Origin of the sequence: Rhodococcus cercidiphylli (assembly GCF_033042225.1) — a bacterium.
Taxonomy (GTDB): Bacteria; Actinomycetota; Actinomycetes; order Mycobacteriales; family Mycobacteriaceae; genus Rhodococcoides.
The window spans coordinates 471097-492479 of record NZ_JAWLKE010000006.1 but is presented as its reverse complement, the minus strand read 5'-3'; the positions used below and the strand labels follow the sequence as shown (position 1 = coordinate 492479).

Here is a 21383-nt window from a genome sequence, read left to right as displayed (position 1 = left end):
TTCGATAGCGAACGGGATGTGCGTCCATACTGCCTCGCCGCGCACGCGCGGCCGGCATCCCGCCGGACCGTGTGTGATGTGCTTCACACACATATTTCTGATCCCGCAAAACACATGCATGACGCAACCATTTGTCCGATTTACTCCGATTCTCCGCGGAGATTCGGCAACAGTTGCGTGAAGTTTCACCGGTCGGACGCCGATGCCGGTGGATACCACGCGGTACGAGATATAGCGTCTGAGTGTGGCTTCAGTGAATGCTCTTCTCGGACGACGGCCAGAACCGAGGGAGAGCGGTTACGCAGCGCACCGGTCGGGTGTCGAGCAGCTGCTTCGCAGCTATCGCGCAATTCCCGCCGATGCGACGGTGCGTCTGGCGAAGAAGACGTCCAACCTGTTCCGGGCCAGGACGACCACCACCACACCGGGGCTCGACGTGTCGGGCCTGAGCAAGGTCATCACCGTCGATCCCGCCTCGCGCACAGCAGATGTCGCCGGAATGTGCACCTACGAGGACCTGGTCGACGCGACGCTTCCCTACGGCCTGGCACCCCTCGTCGTCCCGCAGCTCAAGACGATCACCCTCGGCGGAGCCGTCACCGGACTCGGCATCGAGTCCACGTCGTTTCGTAGCGGACTTCCCCACGAATCGGTGCTCGAGATCGATGTCCTCACCGGCAGCGGCGAGATCGTCACCGCAACACCGGAGGGTGAACACGCAGATCTCTACTGGGGCTTTCCCAACTCGTACGGAACCCTCGGCTACTCCACTCGGTTGAAGATCCAGCTCGAACCCGTGTTGCCGTATGTCGCGTTGCGCCACCTGCGATTTCACGATCTCGAGACCCTGCAGTCCACGATGGACAGAATCGTCGCGCAGCGCGAGTACGACGGCATCGAGGTCCAGTACCTCGACGGTGTGGTCTTCAGCGCCGACGAAAGCTACCTCACCCTCGGCGTCCAGACCGACGAACCGGGCCCGGTCAGCGACTACACCGGTGCCGACATCTTCTACCGATCGATCCAGCACGCGTCGGATACACCCAAGACCGACCGCCTCACCATTCACGACTACCTGTGGCGCTGGGACACCGATTGGTTCTGGTGTTCCCGCGCATTCGGAACACAGAACCCGAGAATCCGACGCTTCTGGCCGCGCAAGTACCGGCGCAGTAGTTTCTACTGGAAGCTCATCGGTCTCGATCGTAAGTACGACATCGGCGATCGACTCGAGAAACGCAAAGGAAATCCGCCGCGCGAACGCGTCGTGCAGGATGTCGAGGTTCCGATCGAGCACACCGCAGGCTTCGTGGCGTGGTTCCTCGGCAACATCCCGATCGAGCCGTTGTGGTTGTGTCCCTTACGTCTTCGTGAGCCCGCAGCACCGGGCGCAAATCCGGCCAGGCCGTGGCCGCTGTACCCGCTCGAGCCCAAACGCACATACGTCAACATCGGCTTCTGGTCTTCGGTCCCGATCGTTGCAGGCGAACCAGAGGGTGCCGCGAACCGCGCCATCGAGAAGAAGGTCACCGAGTTCGACGGGCATAAATCGCTGTACTCGGACGCTTATTACACCGAACATGAATTCGCCGTTCTGTACGGCGGCGATCGATACGAAGTGTTGAAGAAGAAATACGATCCCGAATCCCGATTGTTGGATTTGTACTCGAAGGCGGTGCAACGCAGATGACGACGTTCAAGGACTCCGGCAATCGCACGGTGAACGGTGCCCAGAAGCTCAAGATCTCCGAGATTCTCGAACTGATCTCCGACGGCAACATCCCACTGCGCTTCACCGCTTACGACGGCAGCACCGCAGGACCCGAGGACGCGAGAATCGGCCTCAACCTCAAGAGCCCCCGCGGAACCACCTATCTCGCAACCGCTCCCGGCGATCTCGGCATGGCGCGCGCGTACGTCTCGGGCGATCTCGAAGCAACGGGAGTCCATCCGGGCGACCCCTACGAGCTGCTGGCGCTGATGGGCGACGAGCTGCACTTCCGTCGGCCCTCGGCGATGACGCTGACATCGATCGCCCGTTCGCTCGGCTGGGATGTGTTGCGGCCCATCGCTCCCCCACCCCAGGAAGCGATTCCGCGGTGGCGTCGCATCGCAGAAGGTCTGCGCCACTCCAAGACTCGCGATGCCGAAGCGATCCACCATCACTACGACGTGTCCAATGCCTTCTACGAGAAGGTGCTCGGCCCCTCCATGACGTACACCTGCGCGGCGTTCGAGAGCGCCGATCAGTCGCTGGAAGCCGCACAGGAGAACAAGTATCGCTTGGTGTTCGACAAGCTCGGCCTGCAACCGGGTGATCGCCTGCTCGACATCGGCTGCGGTTGGGGCTCGATGGTGCGCTACGCCGCCCGCCGCGGAGTGAAGGTGATCGGTGTGACGCTCTCCCAGGAGCAGGCGTCGTGGGCACAGCAGGCCATCGCCGACGAGGGCCTGTCAGAGTTGGCCGAGGTGCGCTTCTCGGACTATCGCGACGTGCCCGAGACCAACTTCGACGCCATCTCCTCCATCGGGCTGACCGAGCACATCGGCGTGCACAACTACCCGTCGTACTTCACGTTCATCCAGTCCAAGCTGCGCGACGGCGGCCGGCTCCTCAACCACTCGATCACCCGGCCGGACAATCGCGCACACGCCAAGGCCGGCAGCTTCATCGACCGGTACGTCTTTCCCGACGGCGAACTCACCGGGTCGGGCCGCATCATCACCGAGATCCAGGACGTTGGACTCGAGGTTCGGCACGAGGAGAACCTGCGCGAGCACTACGCCCTGACGCTGGCCGGATGGTGCCGGAACCTCGTCGAGAACTGGGACGCCTGCGTCGCCGAAGCCGGTGAGGGAACAGCCCGCGTCTGGGGCCTGTACATGGCCGGCTCTCGTCTGGGATTCGAGCGCAATGTGGTTCAGCTGCACCAGGTTCTGGCCGTCAAACTCGGACCGAAGGGGCAGGCGGACGTCCCCCTGCGGCCTTGGTGGAACGGCTGACGCTTGTGAGCGGAAACTCGACCCCTGCTACGAGGTTCCGCGCACATGGGAGCGTCAGCGACCCGTTCCCCGCAGGATGACCCGCGCGGTCTCGGTCGGCTGATCCCAGTGCGGGAAGTGTCCGCATTTGTCGAACCAGTGCAGGGTGGCGTCGGGGAATCGCTCCAACGCCACTGTGGCCTGGCTGGGCGTGGTGACCTTGTCCTGACGGCCCCAGCCGATGAGCAGCGAGCCCTGCAGGGAACCTTTCGGGGAACCCTGTTGCTTCGGCCCGTGGATCAGCGCCTTGCGTGCGGCGTCGAGCGAAGGCGATGTCTTGGAGGAGAAACCCTTCAGCTCCTGCTCGACCAGCCCACTCGGAAGTTTCCAGGGCGCAGCCGAGAACTGCGCCAGTGCAGCAGTTCTGGTGACCGGGTTGCCGGCCAGGAACGGTACCAGCGGCTGCACGTTCTTCATCAGCGCCAACGATGCGGTGATCGTGGCCCCGAAGATCTTGACCTGCCGGTCGTTCCAGAACCCGCCGGGATCGAGCGCCACCATGGATCCGCGGTGACCGCGGCGGGCCAGCTCGACGACCATTCGCGCACCCATCGAACTTCCGACGAGATCGGCGTCGGACAGCCCCTCGCTGTCGAGAAATTCCCGCAACGCGTCGGTCAACGTCGCGATGGAGACCTCGGCCAGGGGCGGAGTCTGCCCGAACCCTGGTAGGTCGAGGGCGATGACCTCTCGGTGCTTGGCGAGGGCGGGCACGATGGGGTCCCAGTTGCGGTGCGAGGAACCGAGACCGTGGACGAGGACCAGGGGCTTTCCGGTGCCGGTTCTGACGTTGTACATACCCCGCGTTGTACCCCGAGCGCGCCGATCTACACCTTCGGGCTGTAGTGCGACGGGTCCGTGCGGCGTTCCACCGGCGGCAGATTGCGGGCCGGCGTATGGACCAGCGGTGACGTCGGGTCGATCCGGCCCCGAGCACGGTCCCATCCGGCGCGGCCTCGCGGGTGCAGTCGCCGTCGAGGCGGAACCAACCCGAACACGAGGTTCACTGCCTTGCCGAACAGCGCCAGGCGCTTCTCGTCCTGGGCAGACCAGCTGTAGCCCAGGAGTCGGCGTACCGGCTCGTCGTAGAGCCCGACGGTGATCCAGACGAACAACTTCGCCACCGGACGCCGGAACACGGCCCAGATCGGCTCGGGCAGCCAGGCCGCATACGGCGGTGGTCCCAGCTTCGACAGGTCCAACACCCCGCGGGCGGCTATGTTGTCCTCCAACACGTGTCGGCACATGTGATCCCAGTACTGCTGGAACTCCGGCCAGGTGGCAGGCACCGACCGCATGCTCATGCCGTAGAGGCGATACCACTGCACGTGCTCGTCGAACAGCTGCACCTTCTGAGCCTCGGTCAGCCCGCCCATGAAGTGGTCTGCAGTGAGCACCGTGCCCATGAAGAAGGTGGCGTGCGCCCAGTAGAACGTGTCGGGATCGAGCGCGTGGTACTTGCGGCCCTTGGAGTCGATTCCCTTGATGTTCGTGTGATAGCCGCGGACCTGCAGTGCGGTCTCCTCGGCCCGATCGCCGTCGAACACGACCCCACCGATGGGGTACAGGGACCGGTACAGGCGCTGCCAGCGCTCGTCGAAGAACGTGGAGTGTTGCTCGACCCCGGCTCCGAGCCCTGGGTGCATGTTCTGCATCGACCCTGCCCAGACGCCCTGCAGCATCCCGCGCCAGTCGCCGAAGTATTTCCAGGTGAGCGAATCGGGACCGAGCGGGACGGGTCGATCGGGCTGACTACGCATGTTGTCAGACTAGGGTTGACAACATGCGTAGTCAACAGTTGGAGGAACGCAGATCCAAGCGCTACGACGCGTTGCTCGCGGCCGGGGTCGAGCTGCTCGGCTCGCCGGACGGTCCGGCGGTCAACGTGCGGGCCGTCTGCCGTACCGCCGGCCTGACCGAGCGGTACTTCTACGAGAGCTTCGCCGACCGCGACGCCTTCGTCCGCGCGGTGTACGCGTGGGTGGGCACCAGAGCACAGGGCGCCTTGCTCGACGCCGTGATGCAGGCGAGCACTGCCGAGGACACCATCGCCGCGCCGGTACGCGCATTCGTCGAACTCATCATCGACGAGCCGCGAACCGGACGGGTGCTGCTCATCGCGCCGTTGGCCGAACCGGCACTGAGCCGACGCGGCCTCGATCTCCTGCCTGGCTTCGTCGAACTGGTGCACTCCCAACTGCCCGCCACCGAAGACAGACAGCTGATCGCCGTCGGAACCGTCGGGGCGTTGACGGCCCTGTTCATCGGCTATCTCGACGGCACGCTCACCGTCACCCGCGAAGCCCTCGTGGCGCACTGCATTCGGCTGATTTCCGAGGCCTCCGTGCGAGGATGACACCACCTCTAACCGAAGGAGTTCTTCATGTCCGATCTCGACCAGTCGTTCGCCGACGCGCAGGTAGACGTCAAGAAGCTCACGTCCAAGCCGAGCAACGACGACCTACTGAGCCTGTACTCGCTCTACAAGCAGGGTTCGATCGGTGACGCGTCGGGTAAGCGGCCCGGACGACTGGACATGGTGAACCGAGCGAAGTTCGATGCCTGGGCGAAGCTCGAAGGTACGAGCCAGGATTCGGCGAAGCAGCAGTACGTGGATCTGGTGACCAAGCTCCTCGCCGGCTGAGCCAACGGCTATGGTCGAGTGCGGGGGTAACGCAACGAAGGGACCCGCATGAGACGCACCGACAGCGACGTCGACGAGGCCGAGCTCGACATCGAAAAGCCGAAGACCCACGCGGCAGGCCCCGTCGCCGTCGCAGTGTCGATGAAGCGAGCGCTCGGGCACATGGGCCCGAAGCGCACCGCGCAGACGCTGCTCAAGCTCAACCAGGCCGAGGGTTTCGACTGCATGAGCTGCGCGTGGCCCGACCCCGATCCGGGCCACCGGCACGCAGCGGAATTCTGCGAGAACGGCGCGAAGGCCGTTGCCGAGGAAGCGACGACGACGCGGGCGACGCCGGAGTTCTTCGCGCAGCACAGCATTGCCGAACTCGACAGCCACACCGAACACTGGCTGGGCCAGCAGGGCCGGATCACGCACCCGATGATCAAGCTGCCCGGCGGCAGCCATTACGAGCCCATCGAGTGGGACGACGCATTCCGCCTGATCGGCGATGAGCTGAAGTCCCTCGCGAGTCCCGATGAGGCCATCTTCTACACCTCGGGTCGCGCCTCGAACGAGTCCGCATTCACCTATCAGCTCTTCGCCCGGGCGTTCGGCACGAACAACATGCCCGACTGTTCCAACATGTGTCACGAGTCGACGTCCATCGCGCTGCAGGAATCGATCGGCATCGGCAAGGCCAGCGTCACGCTCGACGACGTCCACAATGCCGAACTGATCATCCTCGCCGGTCAGAATCCCGGAACCAATCACCCCCGCATGCTCTCGGCCCTCGAGATGGCCAAGCAGAACGGCGCAAAGATTCTGTCCATCAACCCACTTCGCGAAGCGGGTCTGCTGAACTTCAAGAACCCGCAGACCCCGCGGGGCATGGTGGGCCCGGGAACGGACCTGTCGGATCTGCACCTGTCGATCAAGATCAACGGCGACCTTGCACTCTTCCAGGCCATCGGCTCGTTGCTGGTGAAGTGGGATGCACTCGATCACGAGTTCCTCGACAACTACACCGTCGGCTTCGACGCATGGAAGGCGCACGTCGCCGAGGTCGACTGGGATCTCGTCACCGAGGTGACCGGACTGTCGGTAGCGCAGATCACCGAGGCAGCCGAGATGTTGCGCGACTCCAAGGCAACGGTCTTCTGCTGGGCCATGGGTCTGACGCAGCACCGCAATGCCGTCGCGACCATCAAGGAAGTCACCAATCTCGCGTTCGCACAGGGCAACATCGGCCGGGCAGGTGCCGGGCTGCTCCCCGTGCGCGGCCACTCGAACGTGCAGGGCGACCGGACGATGGGCATCTGGGAACGCCCGCCGGTGGCCTTCCTCGACGCCATGGCTGCGGAATTCGACTTCGAGCCGCCGCGCGAGCACGGCTTGGACACCGTCGATTCCATCCGGGCCATGCGCGACGGTAAGGCGCACTTCTTCCTCGGCCTCGGCGGCAACTTCGTCCAGGCGACTCCGGACAGTGACGTCACCTTCGAGGCACTGCGCAAGATGCGGATGACGGTGCAGATCTCCACCAAGATCAACCGCTCGCACCTCGTCTGCGGCGAGACGTCGATCATCCTGCCGACTCTGGGACGCACCGAGAAGGACGTGCAAGCCAGTGGTGAGCAATGGATCTCGGTCGAGGACTCCACGTGCTCGGTGCATTCCTCGCGCGGACCGTTGAAGCCCGCGAGCGAGTTCCTTCGTTCCGAGGTCGCGATCGTCAGCGGCATCGCCGAGGCGACACTCGGCAACCGATACGGTCTCGACTGGAAGGGTTTCCGCGACGACTACCGCAACATCCGCAAGCACATCTCCCGCGTCGTCGCCGGTTGCGAGGGTTACGAGGTCAATGTTCGACGCCCCGGCGGCTTCGTGCTTCCGCATCCGCCGCGCGACAGCCGGACGTTCGAAACCAAGAGCGGCCTGGGCGAATTCGCGGTCTCACCGATCGATGTGCTGCAGGTTCCGCCGGGCCATCTGATCCTGCAGACGCTGCGTAGCCACGATCAGTTCAACACCACCATCTACGGACTCAGCGACCGTTACCGCGGCATCGAGAACGGCCGACGCGTCGTCTTCGTGCACCGAGAGGACATTTCGGCGCTCGGTTTCCGCGACGGCGACATAGTCGACCTCGTCACCAAGTGGGACGACGACGACGTGGATCGGTGCGCGCCGTCGTTCCGCATCGTCGAGTACGACACCCCGCGTGGGTCGGCCGCTGCGTACTACCCCGAAACCAATCCGCTGATCCCGCTGGATTCGACTGCGCTGCACAGCAACACCCCCACCTCGAAGTCGGTCATCATCGCGATGGTTCCGGCGGGAACAGGCGTGCAGGGTACGGCGAACGGTCATCAGGACAACGAGGGATCGGACGAGGGGCACAAGTCGCACCCGCAGCCGCATCACCTGAGCTGAGGCTCGAACTAGACCAGTGCTCGCCCCGACCGCATCCGACGCTCGACATCGCGGAGCAGGATGTTGAACGGAAATGCGCGCACGACGGGCGGCGATATCCGGTTGAGCAGGGACGCGCTGCGCAGCAACAGCGCAAACCGTCTCTGCTTGACCGGGTCCCAGGCCAATTCCATCTCGTCCCGGAATCGCTGGGGTAAGAATCCGGTCGTCACGAAGCGGAAGAACGGCCCGATCAGCGGATGCAGTACAGCCGGCTTGGTGAACGTGGCCGAGGCGATGCCGTGCAGGTAGCGTCGAATCGTCGGGTCGATAGGAATGTCGTCGAGCGCTGCGTCCCAGTACTTCTCGAAGGCTGCTCGATCTGCGGGCCACATCTCGGGTGGCATCTGAAGCGTCGAGCCCAGGACGTGGCATGCCTGGTACATCTCGTCCACGGTGTCCCGGATCGGGTGGCCCGTACAAGGCGACGTACACATCCTCGAGACCCCGGTAGAGGCACGCCGCCACCCACAGCTGCAAGGTGGGATCGAAGGCGCTGTACTTCACCGGACTGTCCGGCGTCGACTTCACGGCTGCATGAGATCGGTTGGTCGCCTTGCGGTATGCGGCCTTGGTCTTGTCGTCGCCCATACCCGCGACGGCGAGATAGGACAACGTGGTTCGGGTGCGCTTGATCGGGTGCCGGTTGATCTGTCCGGATTCGACCCGGCTCTCGAACACTCCGTACCCAACGGCCGGGTGCCCCAGTTGCATGATGACGTTCGCCGAGCCGGCGAGCAGCCCCAGCCCGGTCATGGACTTGCGCAGAAAATCCGGATCGCCGGTCACGACGGCGTCGATTCCGCGCCGATGTCCCACTGCCGGAACTGTCGACGCATCACGTCGTCGGCGGCCTCGACATCGCGTCGCGCAAAGGCCTCGATCAGTTCTTCGTGACTGCGCACTGCATCTTCACCCCATCGCTTGTCGGTCGCGTACAACCGCGGCGTGTATCTGACCGCACCGAGGAGGAACCACGCCAACTTGGTTCCGCCTGCGATCTTGTTCACGAATCGGTGGAACTCGAACTCGTAGTACTCAACCGATTCGGTATCCGAGCGGGCCACGGCGTCACGGAGACCGTCGTTGAGTGCGGTCAGCCGATCCAGATGCTCGGGTGTGATGCTGCGAGCGGCCCGACCGGCGAGTGTGCCGGCGATGGTCCCCTGCAGCCAGAAGATGTCGTCCACATCCTGGCGCGAGAGCTCACCGACGCGGTAGCCGCGTCGAGGCACCTGCTCGACGAGCCCTTCCCCGCGCAGCGAAACGAGTGCTTCGCGCACCGGAGTGGCACTGACGCCCAACTCCGCCGCCGTCTCGTCGATTCGCACGAATGCCCCTGGCTCGAGCGCACCCGTGACGATCTGCTGGCGAATACTGGCGGCGACATCCTCCGCGAGCTGTGGTCGACGACGCAACACGATGACCTACAGTCCGTACGTCTTGCCGATGATGTCGCGCTGAATCTCGTTGGTACCGCCGTAGATCGAGGACACGAGAGTCGTCCTGACATGCTTTTCCATGTCGAACTCGGTGGCGTAGCCGTAGCCACCCATCATCTGCATGCCTTCGAGCGCCACCTTCTTGGCGGTCTCGGTGAGCTTGAGCTTGGCCATCGATGCCTCGCGCGGGAAGAGTTTCGTCGGGTTCTCGTCGACCAACCGAGCCACGTGGTAGACCAGCAGCCGTCCGCACTCGATCTCGGTGGCCAGATCGGCGATGCGGTGCCGTAGTGCCTGGAACGTTCCGACGGGCCGTCCGAATTGCTTGCGCTGGGTGATGAAGTCGAGTGTGTCTTCGAATGCTCGTTGCGCCGTACCGAGCATCATCGCCGCGAGAATGAGGCGCTCGATGTTCAGACCGGTCATCAGCTGAGACCACCCCTGCCCTTCCACCCCGACCACCGCGTCCTCGGGCAGCGCGCAGTCGGTGAAGTACAAATCGTTGACTTCCTTGCCGCCCATCGTGTCGATGCCGACGATGTTCAGGCCCTCGACATCGGCCGGAACGTCGAACATCGTCAGGCCTTCGTGCTTCCCACCCGCTCTGCCTCCCTGGGTCGCTCCGCCGGCTCCGCTCCTGCCGGTGCGTGCGACGAGCAGGATCCGATCGGCGAAGTGCGCATTGGAACACCAGGTCTTCTGGCCGTTGATCAGCCAGCCGGTGTCGGTCTTCTCGGCGCGGCAGCTGAGGTTGCCGACGTCCGAGCCTGCCTCGGGCTCGGACATCGAGATCGAATAGCTCCGCCCGGCGACGATGCCGCCGAGAACGGTCTCCTTCTGTGTGGGTGTGCCGAATTTCTCGTAGGCCGCACCGGTGATCAGGGTGGGTCCGATGCCGCCGATGGGAGCCATGGCCTTGGCAGATTCTTCGAGAAGAATGCACAGGTCGACGGTGCTGCCGCCCGCCCCGCCATGCTCCTCGGAGATGATCGCACCCAGCCAGCCCAGCTCGGCCATCTTGTCGTAGAGCGCCTGGTTGTGGGTGTGCTTCCCGTGCTCGGTGAGCGCGTCCCGCTGGGCGCGGGTACCGGCTTCCTTGGCGCAGAAGGACGCGACAGCCTGGGCGAACGCGGTCTGTTCCCGGGTGAGATCGATACTCATGAATCGGCTCCTGCACATCGAGGCGGCGGGGGTTGTAGCAACCGAATCGGACGCATAGTGTGTCCTGGACAACATTGAATCACATCAAATATATGTGATGCGATCTGCTGGAGGATAGAGCCCGTGACGGACCAGATCGAACGAACGAACGAGAGCACCTTCGAAAGCCTCGACCCCAGAACAGGTGTCGCACTCGCCACGTATCCGATCGCGGGCACCGCAGAAGTCGACGTCGCCGTCGCTCGCGCCCGGTCGGCCGCGCGCTGGTGGGACGTACAGGGCTTCGTCGGACGCAAAAGGTGGTTGCTCGAATTCAAGTCCGCCATCGCCAAGGACGCCGCAAGCCTCGCTACCGTCATCGCCGCCGAAACCGGCAAGCCGGACGAGGACTCTCTGCTCGAGGTCATGCTCGGCGTCGAACACCTCGACTGGGCGGCCCGCAACGCCGAGAAGATCCTGCGGCAGCGCAAGGTCGGATCGGGCCTGCTCGCGGTGAATCAGAAGGCCTACGTCGGGTACCGCCCGTTCGGTGTCGTCGGAGTGATCGGCCCCTGGAACTACCCGCTCTACACACCGATGGGTTCGATCGCGTACGCCCTCGCGGCAGGCAACACCGTCGTGTTCAAACCGAGCGAACTGACGCCTGGCGTCGGGACCTGGTTGGCCGAAAAGTGGCAGTCGCTTGCCGCTCCGCACCCGGTGTTCCAGACGATCACCGGCGACGGATCCACCGGCACCGCCCTCGTCGAATCCGGTGTCGACAAGATCGCGTTCACCGGCTCCACCGCCACGGCCAAGAAGGTCATGGCCACCTGCGCGAAGTCGCTGACCCCACTCGTCGCCGAGTGCGGCGGCAAGGACGCGATGCTCGTCGACGCAGACGCGGACATCACTGCCGCAGTGGAATTCGCGACGTTCGGTGCTATGGGCAACGCAGGCCAGACCTGCGCGGGCGTCGAACGCATCTACGTCGCGGCTCCGGTGTACGACCGCTTCGTCGGCGAGTTCACCGCCGCGGTGAAAGCGCTGAAGCCCGGCGGAACGAAGACCTCGTCCTACGGTCCGATGACGCTGGGTAAGCAGAGCGACATCGTGCGCGGCCAGATCGAGGACGCTCTGGCCAAGGGCGGCAAGGCGGTCGTCGGCGGACTCGACTCGTTGCACGGTCCGTACATCGACCCGGTGGTTCTCACCGACGTACCCGAGGATTCGACGGCGATCACCGAAGAGACCTTCGGTCCGACCGTGGTGGTCAACAAGGTACGCGATCTGGACGAGGCCATCGAGCGCGCCAACGCGTCCAAGTACGGACTCGGCGCATCGGTGTTCACCCAGGACGGAGCGGTGGGCAGACGCGCCGCCGAGAAGCTCGATTGCGGTGTCGTGACGGTCAATTCGGTGCTCGGCTTCGCCGGTGTTCCGGCGCTGCCGTTCGGCGGCACGGGCGACTCGGGCTTCGGACGAATCCACGGTGCCGACGGTCTCCGTGAATTCAGCACCGTGAAATCGTTGACCGTGCAGAGTTTTGCAGCTCCGGTCAATCTGCTGACGATGAAGCGCAAAGCGCGAAACATGAAGCTGTCCGTGCTGGCGCTGAAGCTTCGTCACGGACGGGGCTGAACATGGACATCAAGCCGAAGAAGGGGCGCTTCGGCTGGCTCCGCCGCATCGAGGAACTCGACCCGGTGCGGGATTGCCACACGATCCACCGCATCACCGCCGGCTACGAGTTTCCGTGGGACTACCAGCGTGCACTCGAATTCGCGTTGTTCCGTACCTACTGTGTGCCGACCATCTCGGCTCTGTTGGTCAGGACCGGCGAATTCGAGAACCGGCCGCAGAAGCGCTACGACGACACCGCGCTGCTGATGGCCGAATTGCTCGAGCACGGATACGACTCCGAGCGGGGGCGCGAATCGCTTCGGATGGTCAACCGGATGCACGGGCAGTTCGACATCTCGAACGACGACATGCTCTACGTGTTGACGACGTTCATCTACGAGCCGATCGAGTGGATCGACACCTACGGATGGCGTCGCCTGCATCCGAAGGAGCGACTCGCAACGTTCCACTTCTACTGCGAAGTGGGAAAGCGGATGGGGATCAAGAACATTCCCTCCTCGTACGCCGAGTTCGCGCAGTTCAAGCTCGACTACGAGGAGCGCACGTTTCGCTTCAGCGAGGACAACCGACGGATCGGCACGTACACCCTCGAGCTGTACTGCTCGTGGTACCCCGCCGCGTTCACCCCCGCCGTGAAACAGGGTGTCTTCGCATTGCTGGACGACCGGATGGCGGGTGCCTTCGGCTTCCCGTCCGGCTCGGCGACGATCGAGCGGGCCGCCGTGCGGGCTCTGCGTGCCCGAGCCCGCGTGGAGCGGTTCCTGCCCAAGCGGACGCAATCGCGCGCCACCGCCGACGCGTCGAACAAGACCTACCCCGGTTATCCCGTCGGCTACCGCCCTCGGGATCTGGGAGCTGGTACGTGCCCGTACACCGCCGTGGCCACGCCTGCCTGAGTTCGGCGGCGATCACCCCAGCAGTACCGCGGTCATCGTCTGCTGCACCCGGGCCATGGTTCGGTCGGAGCGCTCGAACCGCACCGTGCGACCGACGTCGAAGACCAACCCGAGAGCGGCGTGGATCAGAAATTTCGAGACCACCACGCTCGTGTTCGGCCGTGCTTCCCGCAGTAGTTGCGCCCAGCCGTCGATGTTGTGGCGCTGAATTCTGCGCAGCGTCGTCCGCCGATCGGCCGGTAGATTTCCGATCTCGGCGAAGTACACGGCCACGAGTTCGCCCTGCCGGAAGGTCAATTCGGTGTACAGCCTGGCGAACGTCCGCACCGCGTCGACCGGGGAGCTCGATTGCTCGAGCGCACCGGCGAGGGTGTCGGTGAGCTGGTCGTTGGCACGGTGCAACGCAGCCTCGAGCAGTTCGGCCTTGCTGGGGAAATAGCGGTACACACTGGAGGCAGTGATCGACGCCGCTGCGCCGATGTCGTCCAGGCCCACCTCGTGGTAGCCGTGCAGATAGAACAGCCTGATCGAATGATGCAGCAGCTCTTCGCGTTTCGATGCATGCTCGAGCACGGATTCGCGGTGAGGAGATGCGCTGCCCTGCTGCGGAAGTTCGGTCCACAGAACCGACCGTGCGGCAGCGAGCATCGACTCCTCGATCTGCTTGGCCGACAACGCCGATCGATGCGCGGTGATGCTGGCGACCACACTGATTGCCGCGGTGGCCAGCAGCGCTGCATCGGATTCGGACAGATCGGGGCGAAGCTGTCGCAGCGGGACCGTCACCCGCTCGTGCACCGTTCGCAGCGCTCGGCGTAAGTACTCACGGTCCGAACCGACCAGATAGCGCCCCTCCCATCGATACAACCCACCGGTGCGCCGATTGTCGAGGGTGGTGGCGATGATGGCACCGATGACCGCGTCGATGCGAGCCTGCGGATCCTCCACATCGATGACGGCCGGATCGGTTGCCGCGACCAACGAGTCGGTCATCCGCATGACTGTGTGGACGAACAAGGAGTACTTGGTGGGAAAGTGCCGGTACAGCGCGGGCCCGGAAATGCCGACGGTGGCGGCGATGTCCTCGATTCCGACGGGGTGATAGCCGCGCTCACTGAAGGCCTCGGCCGCGGCCACCAGAATCTGCGCCTTTCGATTCCGTGGCCGACGCCGCTGCGCCGTCGTACCTGTCTCGTTCATCGCCTGCCCTTGCACCGCCGGTCGTCTCGATTCCCCATAGTAGCGGCATCGATGCGAATGACCGCAAACTTATTGGCGTGCTGAGCTGCAGAAATGCAGTCGGCGAAGCTCCGGACAAAGCCATACACGATCTGTAGGCTGCATCACATTCGATCCCCTGCTCTTACCGCTGACGAGAGGAACCGGCGATGGCCGCTCACCCGAACGAACCCGGGTTGTCCAACCGAAACCACTGGAACAACCACGTTCGACGGCACGCCCTCATGCAGCCCGACGCCGTGGCGCTCCGGTTCCAGGGGCGATCGATCACGTGGCGCGAACTCGACGACCGCGTGTCGAGATGCGCAGGCGTTCTGCAGAGCCGCGGAATCGGATTCGGCGACCGGGTGTTGATCGTGATGCTCAACCGACCCGAGTACCTCGAGGCGGTGCTGGCAATCAATGCGCTCGGGGCTCTGGCAGTGCCGGTGAACTTCCGGATGACTCCGCCCGAGGTGGCCTTTCTCGCGCAGAACAGTGGCTCCACCCTGGTGATCACCGACGACACGCTCGCTCCGCTGGCCGAAGCAGTTGTGGCGCAGAGTGATTCACTGAACGGAATCATCACCGTCGGGGACGACTACGAGGCACTGCTGTCCGCGGCTGAGCCGGCGGACACCGTCGACGTTCCGGACGACGCCCCGGCCTTGATCATGTACACCTCGGGTACCACCGGAAGACCCAAGGGCGCGGTGCTCACGCATGCGAACATGCAGGCCCAGGCCTTCACCTGCATCCGGGCACTGCAGATGAGCGCGACCGACGAGGTCGGTTTCTGCGCCTCACCGATGTTCCACATCGCCGCACTCGGCAGTCTCGCGCCGAGCCTGCTGCTCGGCATTCCCACCGTCGTCCACCCGGTCGGTGCGTTCGATCCGGGCACTCTGCTCGACGTACTCGCCGCCGAGGGTGTCACCAATCTCTTCCTCGTCCCCGTGCAATGGCAGGCAATGTGCGCCGAGCAGGCCGCCAACCCGAGAGAACTTGCCCTGCGGGTCATTTCCTGGGGTGCCGCCCCGGCCTCCGACACCGTCCTGCGCGCGATGTCGACAACGTTCCCGGGAGCGCTGAACGTCGCGGTCTTCGGGCAGACGGAGATGTCGCCCATCACCTGCGTGCTCGACGGTGTCGACGCCCTCCGCAAACTCGGCTCCGTCGGACGCGTCATCCCGACCATCGCCGCGCGCGTCGTCGACGACGAGATGAACGACGTGGCGCAGGGCGAGATCGGCGAAATCGTCTATCGAGGGCCCACATTGATGCAGGGCTACTGGGAGAACCCGGACGCGACGGCGGACGCATTCCACGGCGGCTGGTTCCACTCCGGCGACCTCGTACGCCAGGACGAGGAAGGCTTCGTGTTCGTCGTCGACCGCAAGAAGGACATGATCATCTCCGGCGGCGAGAACATCTACTGCGCCGAAGTCGAGAACGTCCTGTTCTCCCACCCCCGAATCCTCGAGGCCGCAGTGATCGGCCGCCCCGACGACAGATGGGGTGAGGTGCCCGTCGCGGTGGTCGCACTGCACGATTCGCCCGGCACCCCGGACCTGACACTCGACGAGCTTCTGGTGTGGCTCGGCGACCATCTCGCGCGGTTCAAACACCCCAAGGATCTGGTCGTCGTCGACGCCCTCCCACGCAACGCGAGCGGCAAGGTGGTCAAGGTCGCACTCCGGAAGACCTACTCGCCGGCACCTGCCTGAAAGGCGGGCAGGGAGGCGTCGGACATGCCCGGTACACGACGCCCTTCGAGGGCCGACACGGGGCCGAAGTGCTGGTCGGGGCACACCCCGAATCGGATAGGACGTAGCCTGGCTGGGAAGGTTCGGTGGCTCGACCGGAATGACAGTCGTGTTGTTCGGTTAGATTGGGAGAGCCACCAGGCACGATGCAAGAGGGTCGAGACCTGTCAACGAGCGACGGGTCACCACAATCGAGGAGAACAGGCCATGGCTTTACCAGTATTGACACCGGAACAGCGCACCGCGGCGCTGGCCAAGGCGGCCGAGGCACGCACTGCGCGGTCGAAGCTGCTCGCATCCGTCAAGTCCGGCGAACTCAGCGTCGCTGACGTTCTCGCCAAGGCGGAGAACGACGAGATCGTCAAGAAGACCAAGGTGTCCGCCCTGATCAAGGCCCTGCCGGGTGTTGGTTCCGTGCGCGCCGCACAGCTGCTCGAGCAGCTGTCCATCGCCGATACCCGCCGTATCGGTGGCCTCGGTGCAAACCAGCGCGAAGCCCTCCTGGCTGCCGTCGCATCCTGATCGACATGGGTCGGGCTCACACCCGATCCTGCGATAATGCGTTGCCTGCAGGGCTAGCATTTCGACCATGAACGTCGAAGTGACCCTGCTGCCGGGAATCGGGGTGCGGAAGGATTTCGCCCTCGCTTCCGGGCGTCGCATAGGCGTCATCACCCGCAAGGACGGCGCGAACGAGTTGATCGTCTCGCGCAAGGACGACCCCGATGCGACGCAGGAATCCATCACGTTGAGCAATGAGGAAGCGGCGGCTCTGGGCAATCTGCTCGGGTCGCCGCAACTCATCGCTCAGCTCGGGGAACAGCATCGCGACCTCCCCGGAATCCACACCCGCCAGCTCCCCGTCAGGAAGGGCTCGCGTTTCGACGGCCGCCCCCTCGGCGATACCGGGATGCGCACCAAGACCGGCGTCTCGATCGTCGCAGTGATGCGCGCGGGCCAAGTACAACCGTCACCCACTCCGGGCTTCACCCTCGTCTCCGGCGACCTGCTGGTCGCCGTCGGAACCGCCGACGGTTTGGACGCAGCTGCCAAGATCCTCGGCAATGCCTGACAATCGTCGGGTCTGACCCGGTGGCCGAGACTGCACTCGCTCTGACCGAACTGGGAGCGGTGTTCTTCGTCCTCGGCCTACTCGCCCGCGTGGCAGGCAAGTTCGGGGTCTCCCCCATTCCGTTCTATCTTCTCGCCGGTCTCGCCTTCGGCAACGGCGGAATCGTCAGCCTCGGCGGCATCGACGAATTCAGTGAGATCGCCAGCGAAATCGGCGTCATCCTGCTGCTGCTCCTGCTCGGACTCGAGTACACCGCCACCGAACTCGTCACCGGACTGCGCCGATCCTGGCTGGCGGGCCTGGTCGACATCGCTCTGAACTTCACTCCAGGCGCAGTGGTGGCATTGATACTCGGCTGGGGCGGCGTCGGAGCGCTGGTGATGGGCGGTGTCACCTACATCTCGTCCTCGGGCATCATCGCCAAGGTCCTCACCGACCTGGGCCGGCTCGGCAACCGAGAAACCCCCATCGTGCTGTCCATCCTGGTGTTCGAGGACCTTGCGATGGCCGTCTACCTGCCGATCCTCACCACCGTTCTGATGGGTGCCAGTTTCCTCGGCGGGCTCGAAGCTCTCGGAATCTCCCTGCTGGTGGTCACGATCGTCCTGGTCATCGCTCTGCGCTACGGCAGCTCGGTCTCTGCGCTGCTCGACAGCAAGGACCGTGAGGTCATGCTCCTCAACGTCCTCGGCGCTGCCCTGCTGGTGGCCGGAATCGCGTCGGAACTGCAGGTCTCGGCCGCCGTCGGCGCATTCCTGCTCGGTATCGCGATCTCCGGCTCCACGGCCGCCAACGCCACCCGCGTTCTCGAACCTCTTCGAGATCTGTTCGCGGCGATGTTCTTCGTGGTGTTCGGGCTCGCCACCGATCCGGCAACCATCCCGCCGGTGCTCGGCTGGGCCGTCGTCCTGGCGGTTGCCACCGCAGCGACCAAGATCGCGACGGGCTGGTGGGCGGCCAGGCGTCAAGGAATAGGGCGGCCGGGCCGACTGCGCGCCGGTGCGGCATTGGTGGCGCGTGGCGAGTTCTCCATCGTCATCGCCGGGCTGGCCGTGGCCGCGGGTGCCGTCGAGGGCGAGCTGGCTGCTCTGGCCACGGCATACGTGCTGCTGATGGCCATCCTGGGGCCCATCGCGGCGCGAGTCGTCGAACCGGTCGCGAAGGTCCTCCTTCGCACGAAGCCCGCCGTGTGATTGGCTTTCGGAATGGTGGACAAGCGTCGAGCATCGGTTCTGCGCCGACGGCCGCAGCTGTCGGAGGAGGTGGCCAACCACGTCCGGCATCTCGTCATGTCCGGCGAAGTGAGCCCAGGCGACTTCATCCGACTCGACGAGACCGCCGCCGAACTCGGGGTGAGCGTCACTCCGGTTCGTGAGGCGCTGCTGACGCTGCGGGGTGAGGGCATCGTCGAACTCGTCCCGCATCGCGGATACAAGGTCTCGCCCCTGACGCCGAGCGACATCGTCGACATCTTCTGGCTGCAGGGCCACATCGCCGCCGAGCTGGTTCGCCGCGCCGCGCCGAAGATCACCGAGGCCGAGCTCGACCGGCTCGCCGAGCTCACCGCCGCACTGTCGATCGCCGTCGAGAACGGTCGGCCGGAGGACGTGGAGAACTGCGAGTTCGAGTTCCACCGAGTCCTCAACCGACTCGCCGAATCCGCGAAACTGGCGTGGTTTCTCAACAACGCCACCCGCTACACACCCACCCGCCTCTACGCCACCGACCGCGACTGGGGCCGAGCGACAGTACGCAACCACGAGGCCCTCATCGAGGCACTCGTTCGAAACGACATCGACGCCGCCTGCGAATTGATGAAGCAACAATTCACAGACGGCGCCGAGAGGTTGATCGCGCACCGCGGTTGAGTGCGCTACGCGCATGTGCGCGGAACTTCGTAGCCTGCTACGAGGTTCCACTCACATGGGGTCAGCGCAGCGAGGCGGGAACCTGGAAGCGATCGCCGTACTTCTTCGCCAATTCGTCTGCACGAGTGACGAATCCGGCCTGACCACCCGGGTAGCCGACGACGTACTGGTGCACGCCTCCTGTCCAGGCGGGGAATCCGATGCCGAAGATCGAGCCGATGTTGGCGTCGGCGGTGGTGTTCAGGACACCCTCGTCGAAGCACTTCTGCGTCTCGATGGCCTCGATGAACAGCATGCGCTCCTTGAGGTCCTCGAACGGGATGTCCGCCGAGCCCGACTTGAACGCATCACGCAGTCCGGGCCACAGTCCGGCGCGCTTGCCGTCCTCGTACTCGTAGAAGCCCGCACCCTTGGCCTTCGACGGACGCTCGAACTCGTCGACCATCTTGTCGATGACGGCACCGGCCGGATCCTCGGGAGGAGTCTGACCCGCGGCGATGAGCGCGTCGTAGGTCTCCTTGCGGATCTTCTGCATCAGGTTGAGCGTGAGCTCGTCCGAGAGCTGCAGCGGCGCAGCCGGGTAACCGGCCTGCAGACCGGCCTGCTCGATGGTCGACGGCTCGACGCCCTCGCCCAACATCGCGATGGCCTCGTTGATGAACGTGCCGATGACACGCGAGGTGAAGAAGCCGCGACTGTCGTTGACGACGATCGGGGTCTTCTTGATGAGCTGCACCAGGTCGAATGCCTTGGCCAAGGCTGCATCCGACGTCTTCTCGCCGCGAATGATCTCCACCAGCGGCATCTTGTCCACGGGTGAGAAGAAGTGGATTCCGATGAAGTCTTCCTGACGCTTGATGCCCTGAGCGAGGCTCGTGATGGGCAGCGTCGAGGTGTTGGAACCGAGCAGCGCCGTCGGATCGACGAGGTCCTCGATCTCCTGGAACACCTTCTGCTTCAACTCTTCCGACTCGAAGACGGCCTCGATGACGAGGTCTGCGCCTTCGACGTCCTTGGCGTCGGCCGTCGGGTGGATACGGGCGAGCAGAGCGTCGGACTTCTCCTGGGTGGTCTTGCCACGGGAGAGCGCCTTGGCCTCGATGGCCTCGGAGTAGGCCTTGCCCTTCTGAGCCGATTCGAGGGCGACGTCCTTGAGCACCACATCGATTCCGGCCTTGGCACACACGTACGCGATACCCGCGCCCATCATGCCTGCGCCGAGAACCGCGACCTTGGTGAACGTGGTCTTCTCGATGCCGTCCGGGCGGGACTTACCGGCGTTGATCGCCTGCAGGTCGAAGAAGAACGCCTGAATCATGTTCTTGGACACCAGACCGGTGACCAACTCGGTGAAGTACCGCGACTCGATGGTGCACGCGTTGTCGAAATCGACCTGCGCACCCTCCACTGCCGCAGCGAGAATCGCACGCGGAGCCGGCATCGGTGCGCCCTTGATCTGCTTGCGCAGGTTGGACGGGAATGCAGGCAGGATCTGCGCGAGCTTCGGGTTCGACGGCGTTCCGCCGGGGATCTTGTAGCCCTTGACGTCCCACGGTGCGACGCCACCCTCGGGGTTGGCCTTGATCCACGCCTTGGCAGCGGGCACCAATTCGTCGATGCTGCCGACCAATTCGTGAATCAGACCGATCTCGAGAGCCTTCGCCGGACGGAACCGGGTGCCCTGGGCGAGGACGGTCATGAAACCGGTCTGAATGCCGAGCAGTCGCGTGATGCGAGCAACGCCGCCGCCGCCGGGAAGCAGTCCGAGCGAGACCTCGGGCAGACCGATCTGGACGCCGGAAACATCGGCCGCGATGCGGTGATGCGTCGCGAGGGCGATCTCGAGTCCGCCGCCGAGTGCTGCGCCGTTGATGGCGGACACGACCGGCTTACCGAGCTTCTCGATGCGACGCAGCTGCCCCTTGACTTCCTGAACCTCGTCGAACACCTGCTGGGCGTCCTCGGGCTTGGCTGCGATGAGGGTGTGCAGATCGCCGCCGGCGAAGAACGTCTTCTTGGCGGACGTGATCACGACACCGGTGATGGAGTCGACCTCGGCCTCGAGGCGTTCGACGGTGGCGCCCATCGAGTCCTTGTACAGCTGGTTCATCGTGTTGGCGCCCTGGTTGGGGTCGTCCATTGTCAGCGTGACGATGCCGTCGGCGTCCTGGTCCCACTGAATCATGTTGTTGCTCAT

General features: G+C 64.5%; 18 protein-coding genes and 1 pseudogene. 12 read left to right on the top strand and 7 right to left on the bottom strand.

The genetic code is table 11. From position 1 onward, the window contains the following. Window positions 1–244 precede the first annotated feature (244 nt). Entirely contained in the window at window positions 245–1690 is a 1446-nt protein-coding gene (locus tag R3P95_RS18135; protein ID WP_188078772.1) for an FAD-binding oxidoreductase, read from the top strand. Next, entirely contained in the window at window positions 1687–3003 is a 1317-nt protein-coding gene (locus R3P95_RS18130; RefSeq protein WP_094638728.1) for a class I SAM-dependent methyltransferase, read from the top strand. Before R3P95_RS18135 ends, R3P95_RS18130 begins: the two co-directional genes overlap by 4 nt. 54 nt (window positions 3004–3057) lie before the next feature. Here R3P95_RS18130 and R3P95_RS18125 read toward each other — a convergent pair whose 3' ends face one another. Beyond that, window positions 3058–3840: an alpha/beta fold hydrolase gene (locus tag R3P95_RS18125; RefSeq protein ID WP_300519867.1), complete on the bottom strand. Its 783-nt coding sequence runs from the start codon at window positions 3838–3840 to the stop codon at window positions 3058–3060. A gap of 29 nt (window positions 3841–3869) precedes the next feature. Then, window positions 3870–4802: an oxygenase MpaB family protein gene (locus R3P95_RS18120; protein ID WP_317549061.1), complete on the bottom strand. Its 933-nt coding sequence runs from the start codon at window positions 4800–4802 to the stop codon at window positions 3870–3872. 23 nt (window positions 4803–4825) lie between these two features. On the opposite strand from R3P95_RS18120, the gene R3P95_RS18115 reads away from it, so the two are divergent. From R3P95_RS18115 to R3P95_RS18105, 3 genes are read left to right on the top strand one after another with little or no spacing between them, the layout of a single operon-like run. After that, on the top strand, window positions 4826–5398 hold the full coding sequence (locus R3P95_RS18115; RefSeq protein ID WP_317549060.1) for a TetR/AcrR family transcriptional regulator: 573 nt from the start codon (window positions 4826–4828) through the stop codon (window positions 5396–5398). Between the two features lie 27 nt (window positions 5399–5425). After that, a complete protein-coding gene (locus tag R3P95_RS18110) occupies window positions 5426–5686 on the top strand; it encodes an acyl-CoA-binding protein (RefSeq protein ID WP_032379982.1) in 261 nt (86 codons plus the stop codon). A 48-nt stretch (window positions 5687–5734) separates the two neighbouring features. Then, on the top strand, window positions 5735–8101 hold the full coding sequence (locus R3P95_RS18105) for an FdhF/YdeP family oxidoreductase (RefSeq protein ID WP_317549059.1): 2367 nt from the start codon (window positions 5735–5737) through the stop codon (window positions 8099–8101). A gap of 8 nt (window positions 8102–8109) precedes the next feature. Here the strand turns inward: R3P95_RS18105 and R3P95_RS18100 are convergent. From R3P95_RS18100 to R3P95_RS18090, 3 genes and pseudogenes are all read right to left on the bottom strand, one after another. After that, a pseudogene (locus R3P95_RS18100) lies at window positions 8110–8896 on the bottom strand (oxygenase MpaB family protein). A gap of 29 nt (window positions 8897–8925) precedes the next feature. Beyond that, window positions 8926–9561, bottom strand: a complete 636-nt coding sequence (locus R3P95_RS18095) for a GntR family transcriptional regulator (RefSeq protein WP_255183170.1) — start codon at window positions 9559–9561, stop codon at window positions 8926–8928. A 6-nt stretch (window positions 9562–9567) separates the two neighbouring features. Next, on the bottom strand, window positions 9568–10743 hold the full coding sequence (locus tag R3P95_RS18090; RefSeq protein WP_317533253.1) for an acyl-CoA dehydrogenase family protein: 1176 nt from the start codon (window positions 10741–10743) through the stop codon (window positions 9568–9570). A 102-nt stretch (window positions 10744–10845) separates the two neighbouring features. Between R3P95_RS18090 and R3P95_RS18085 the strand changes: the two genes are divergently transcribed. Then, window positions 10846–12363, top strand: a complete 1518-nt coding sequence (locus R3P95_RS18085; RefSeq protein WP_394855438.1) for an aldehyde dehydrogenase family protein — start codon at window positions 10846–10848, stop codon at window positions 12361–12363. A gap of 2 nt (window positions 12364–12365) precedes the next feature. Then, window positions 12366–13262 carry an oxygenase MpaB family protein gene (locus R3P95_RS18080; RefSeq protein WP_317549058.1) on the top strand — a complete coding sequence of 299 codons (897 nt, stop codon included), beginning with the start codon at window positions 12366–12368 and terminating at the stop codon, window positions 13260–13262. Window positions 13263–13274: 12 nt separating this feature from the next. Here the strand turns inward: R3P95_RS18080 and R3P95_RS18075 are convergent, their stop codons facing one another. Beyond that, window positions 13275–14462 (bottom strand): TetR/AcrR family transcriptional regulator, encoded by a 1188-nt coding sequence (locus R3P95_RS18075; RefSeq protein ID WP_317549057.1) that lies wholly within the window; start codon window positions 14460–14462, stop codon window positions 13275–13277. A 188-nt stretch (window positions 14463–14650) separates the two neighbouring features. Here R3P95_RS18075 and fadD5 point away from each other — a divergent pair, with 188 nt between their 5' ends. The 5 genes from fadD5 (at window position 14651) to R3P95_RS18050 (ending at window position 19186) form a co-directional block, all read left to right on the top strand. Beyond that, window positions 14651–16207, top strand: coding sequence for a fatty-acid--CoA ligase FadD5 (fadD5, locus tag R3P95_RS18070; protein ID WP_317549056.1), 1557 nt, complete (start codon window positions 14651–14653; stop codon window positions 16205–16207). A gap of 246 nt (window positions 16208–16453) precedes the next feature. After that, window positions 16454–16768 (top strand): integration host factor, actinobacterial type, encoded by a 315-nt coding sequence (gene mihF / locus R3P95_RS18065; RefSeq protein WP_008712632.1) that lies wholly within the window; start codon window positions 16454–16456, stop codon window positions 16766–16768. 67 nt (window positions 16769–16835) lie between these two features. Next, window positions 16836–17318, top strand: a complete 483-nt coding sequence (locus tag R3P95_RS18060; RefSeq protein WP_149407266.1) for a cation:proton antiporter regulatory subunit — start codon at window positions 16836–16838, stop codon at window positions 17316–17318. 20 nt (window positions 17319–17338) lie between these two features. After that, window positions 17339–18511, top strand: coding sequence for a cation:proton antiporter (locus R3P95_RS18055; protein ID WP_269595576.1), 1173 nt, complete (start codon window positions 17339–17341; stop codon window positions 18509–18511). Between the two features lie 12 nt (window positions 18512–18523). Further along, window positions 18524–19186 (top strand): GntR family transcriptional regulator, encoded by a 663-nt coding sequence (locus R3P95_RS18050; RefSeq protein WP_188078771.1) that lies wholly within the window; start codon window positions 18524–18526, stop codon window positions 19184–19186. Window positions 19187–19247: 61 nt separating this feature from the next. Here R3P95_RS18050 and R3P95_RS18045 read toward each other — a convergent pair whose 3' ends face one another. Then, window positions 19248–21383: a 3-hydroxyacyl-CoA dehydrogenase NAD-binding domain-containing protein gene (locus tag R3P95_RS18045; RefSeq protein WP_269595575.1), complete on the bottom strand. Its 2136-nt coding sequence runs from the start codon at window positions 21381–21383 to the stop codon at window positions 19248–19250.

What these genes read in the sequence shown, in the direction of transcription:
- R3P95_RS18120 (WP_317549061.1), bottom strand. Translation starts at nt 4,802, where the DNA reads ATGCGTAGTCAGCCCGATCGACCCGTCCCGCTCGGTCCCGATTCGCTC.
- R3P95_RS18105 (WP_317549059.1), top strand. Translation starts at nt 5,735, where the DNA reads ATGAGACGCACCGACAGCGACGTCGACGAGGCCGAGCTCGACATCGAA.
- R3P95_RS18130 (WP_094638728.1), top strand. Translation starts at nt 1,687, where the DNA reads ATGACGACGTTCAAGGACTCCGGCAATCGCACGGTGAACGGTGCCCAG.
- R3P95_RS18125 (WP_300519867.1), bottom strand. Translation starts at nt 3,840, where the DNA reads ATGTACAACGTCAGAACCGGCACCGGAAAGCCCCTGGTCCTCGTCCAC.
- R3P95_RS18060 (WP_149407266.1), top strand. Translation starts at nt 16,836, where the DNA reads ATGAACGTCGAAGTGACCCTGCTGCCGGGAATCGGGGTGCGGAAGGAT.
- R3P95_RS18110 (WP_032379982.1), top strand. Translation starts at nt 5,426, where the DNA reads ATGTCCGATCTCGACCAGTCGTTCGCCGACGCGCAGGTAGACGTCAAG.
- R3P95_RS18050 (WP_188078771.1), top strand. Translation starts at nt 18,524, where the DNA reads ATGGTGGACAAGCGTCGAGCATCGGTTCTGCGCCGACGGCCGCAGCTG.
- R3P95_RS18045 (WP_269595575.1), bottom strand. Translation starts at nt 21,383, where the DNA reads ATGAGCAACAACATGATTCAGTGGGACCAGGACGCCGACGGCATCGTC.
- mihF (WP_008712632.1), top strand. Translation starts at nt 16,454, where the DNA reads ATGGCTTTACCAGTATTGACACCGGAACAGCGCACCGCGGCGCTGGCC.
- R3P95_RS18075 (WP_317549057.1), bottom strand. Translation starts at nt 14,462, where the DNA reads ATGAACGAGACAGGTACGACGGCGCAGCGGCGTCGGCCACGGAATCGA.
- fadD5 (WP_317549056.1), top strand. Translation starts at nt 14,651, where the DNA reads ATGGCCGCTCACCCGAACGAACCCGGGTTGTCCAACCGAAACCACTGG.
- R3P95_RS18090 (WP_317533253.1), bottom strand. Translation starts at nt 10,743, where the DNA reads ATGAGTATCGATCTCACCCGGGAACAGACCGCGTTCGCCCAGGCTGTC.
- R3P95_RS18080 (WP_317549058.1), top strand. Translation starts at nt 12,366, where the DNA reads ATGGACATCAAGCCGAAGAAGGGGCGCTTCGGCTGGCTCCGCCGCATC.
- R3P95_RS18115 (WP_317549060.1), top strand. Translation starts at nt 4,826, where the DNA reads ATGCGTAGTCAACAGTTGGAGGAACGCAGATCCAAGCGCTACGACGCG.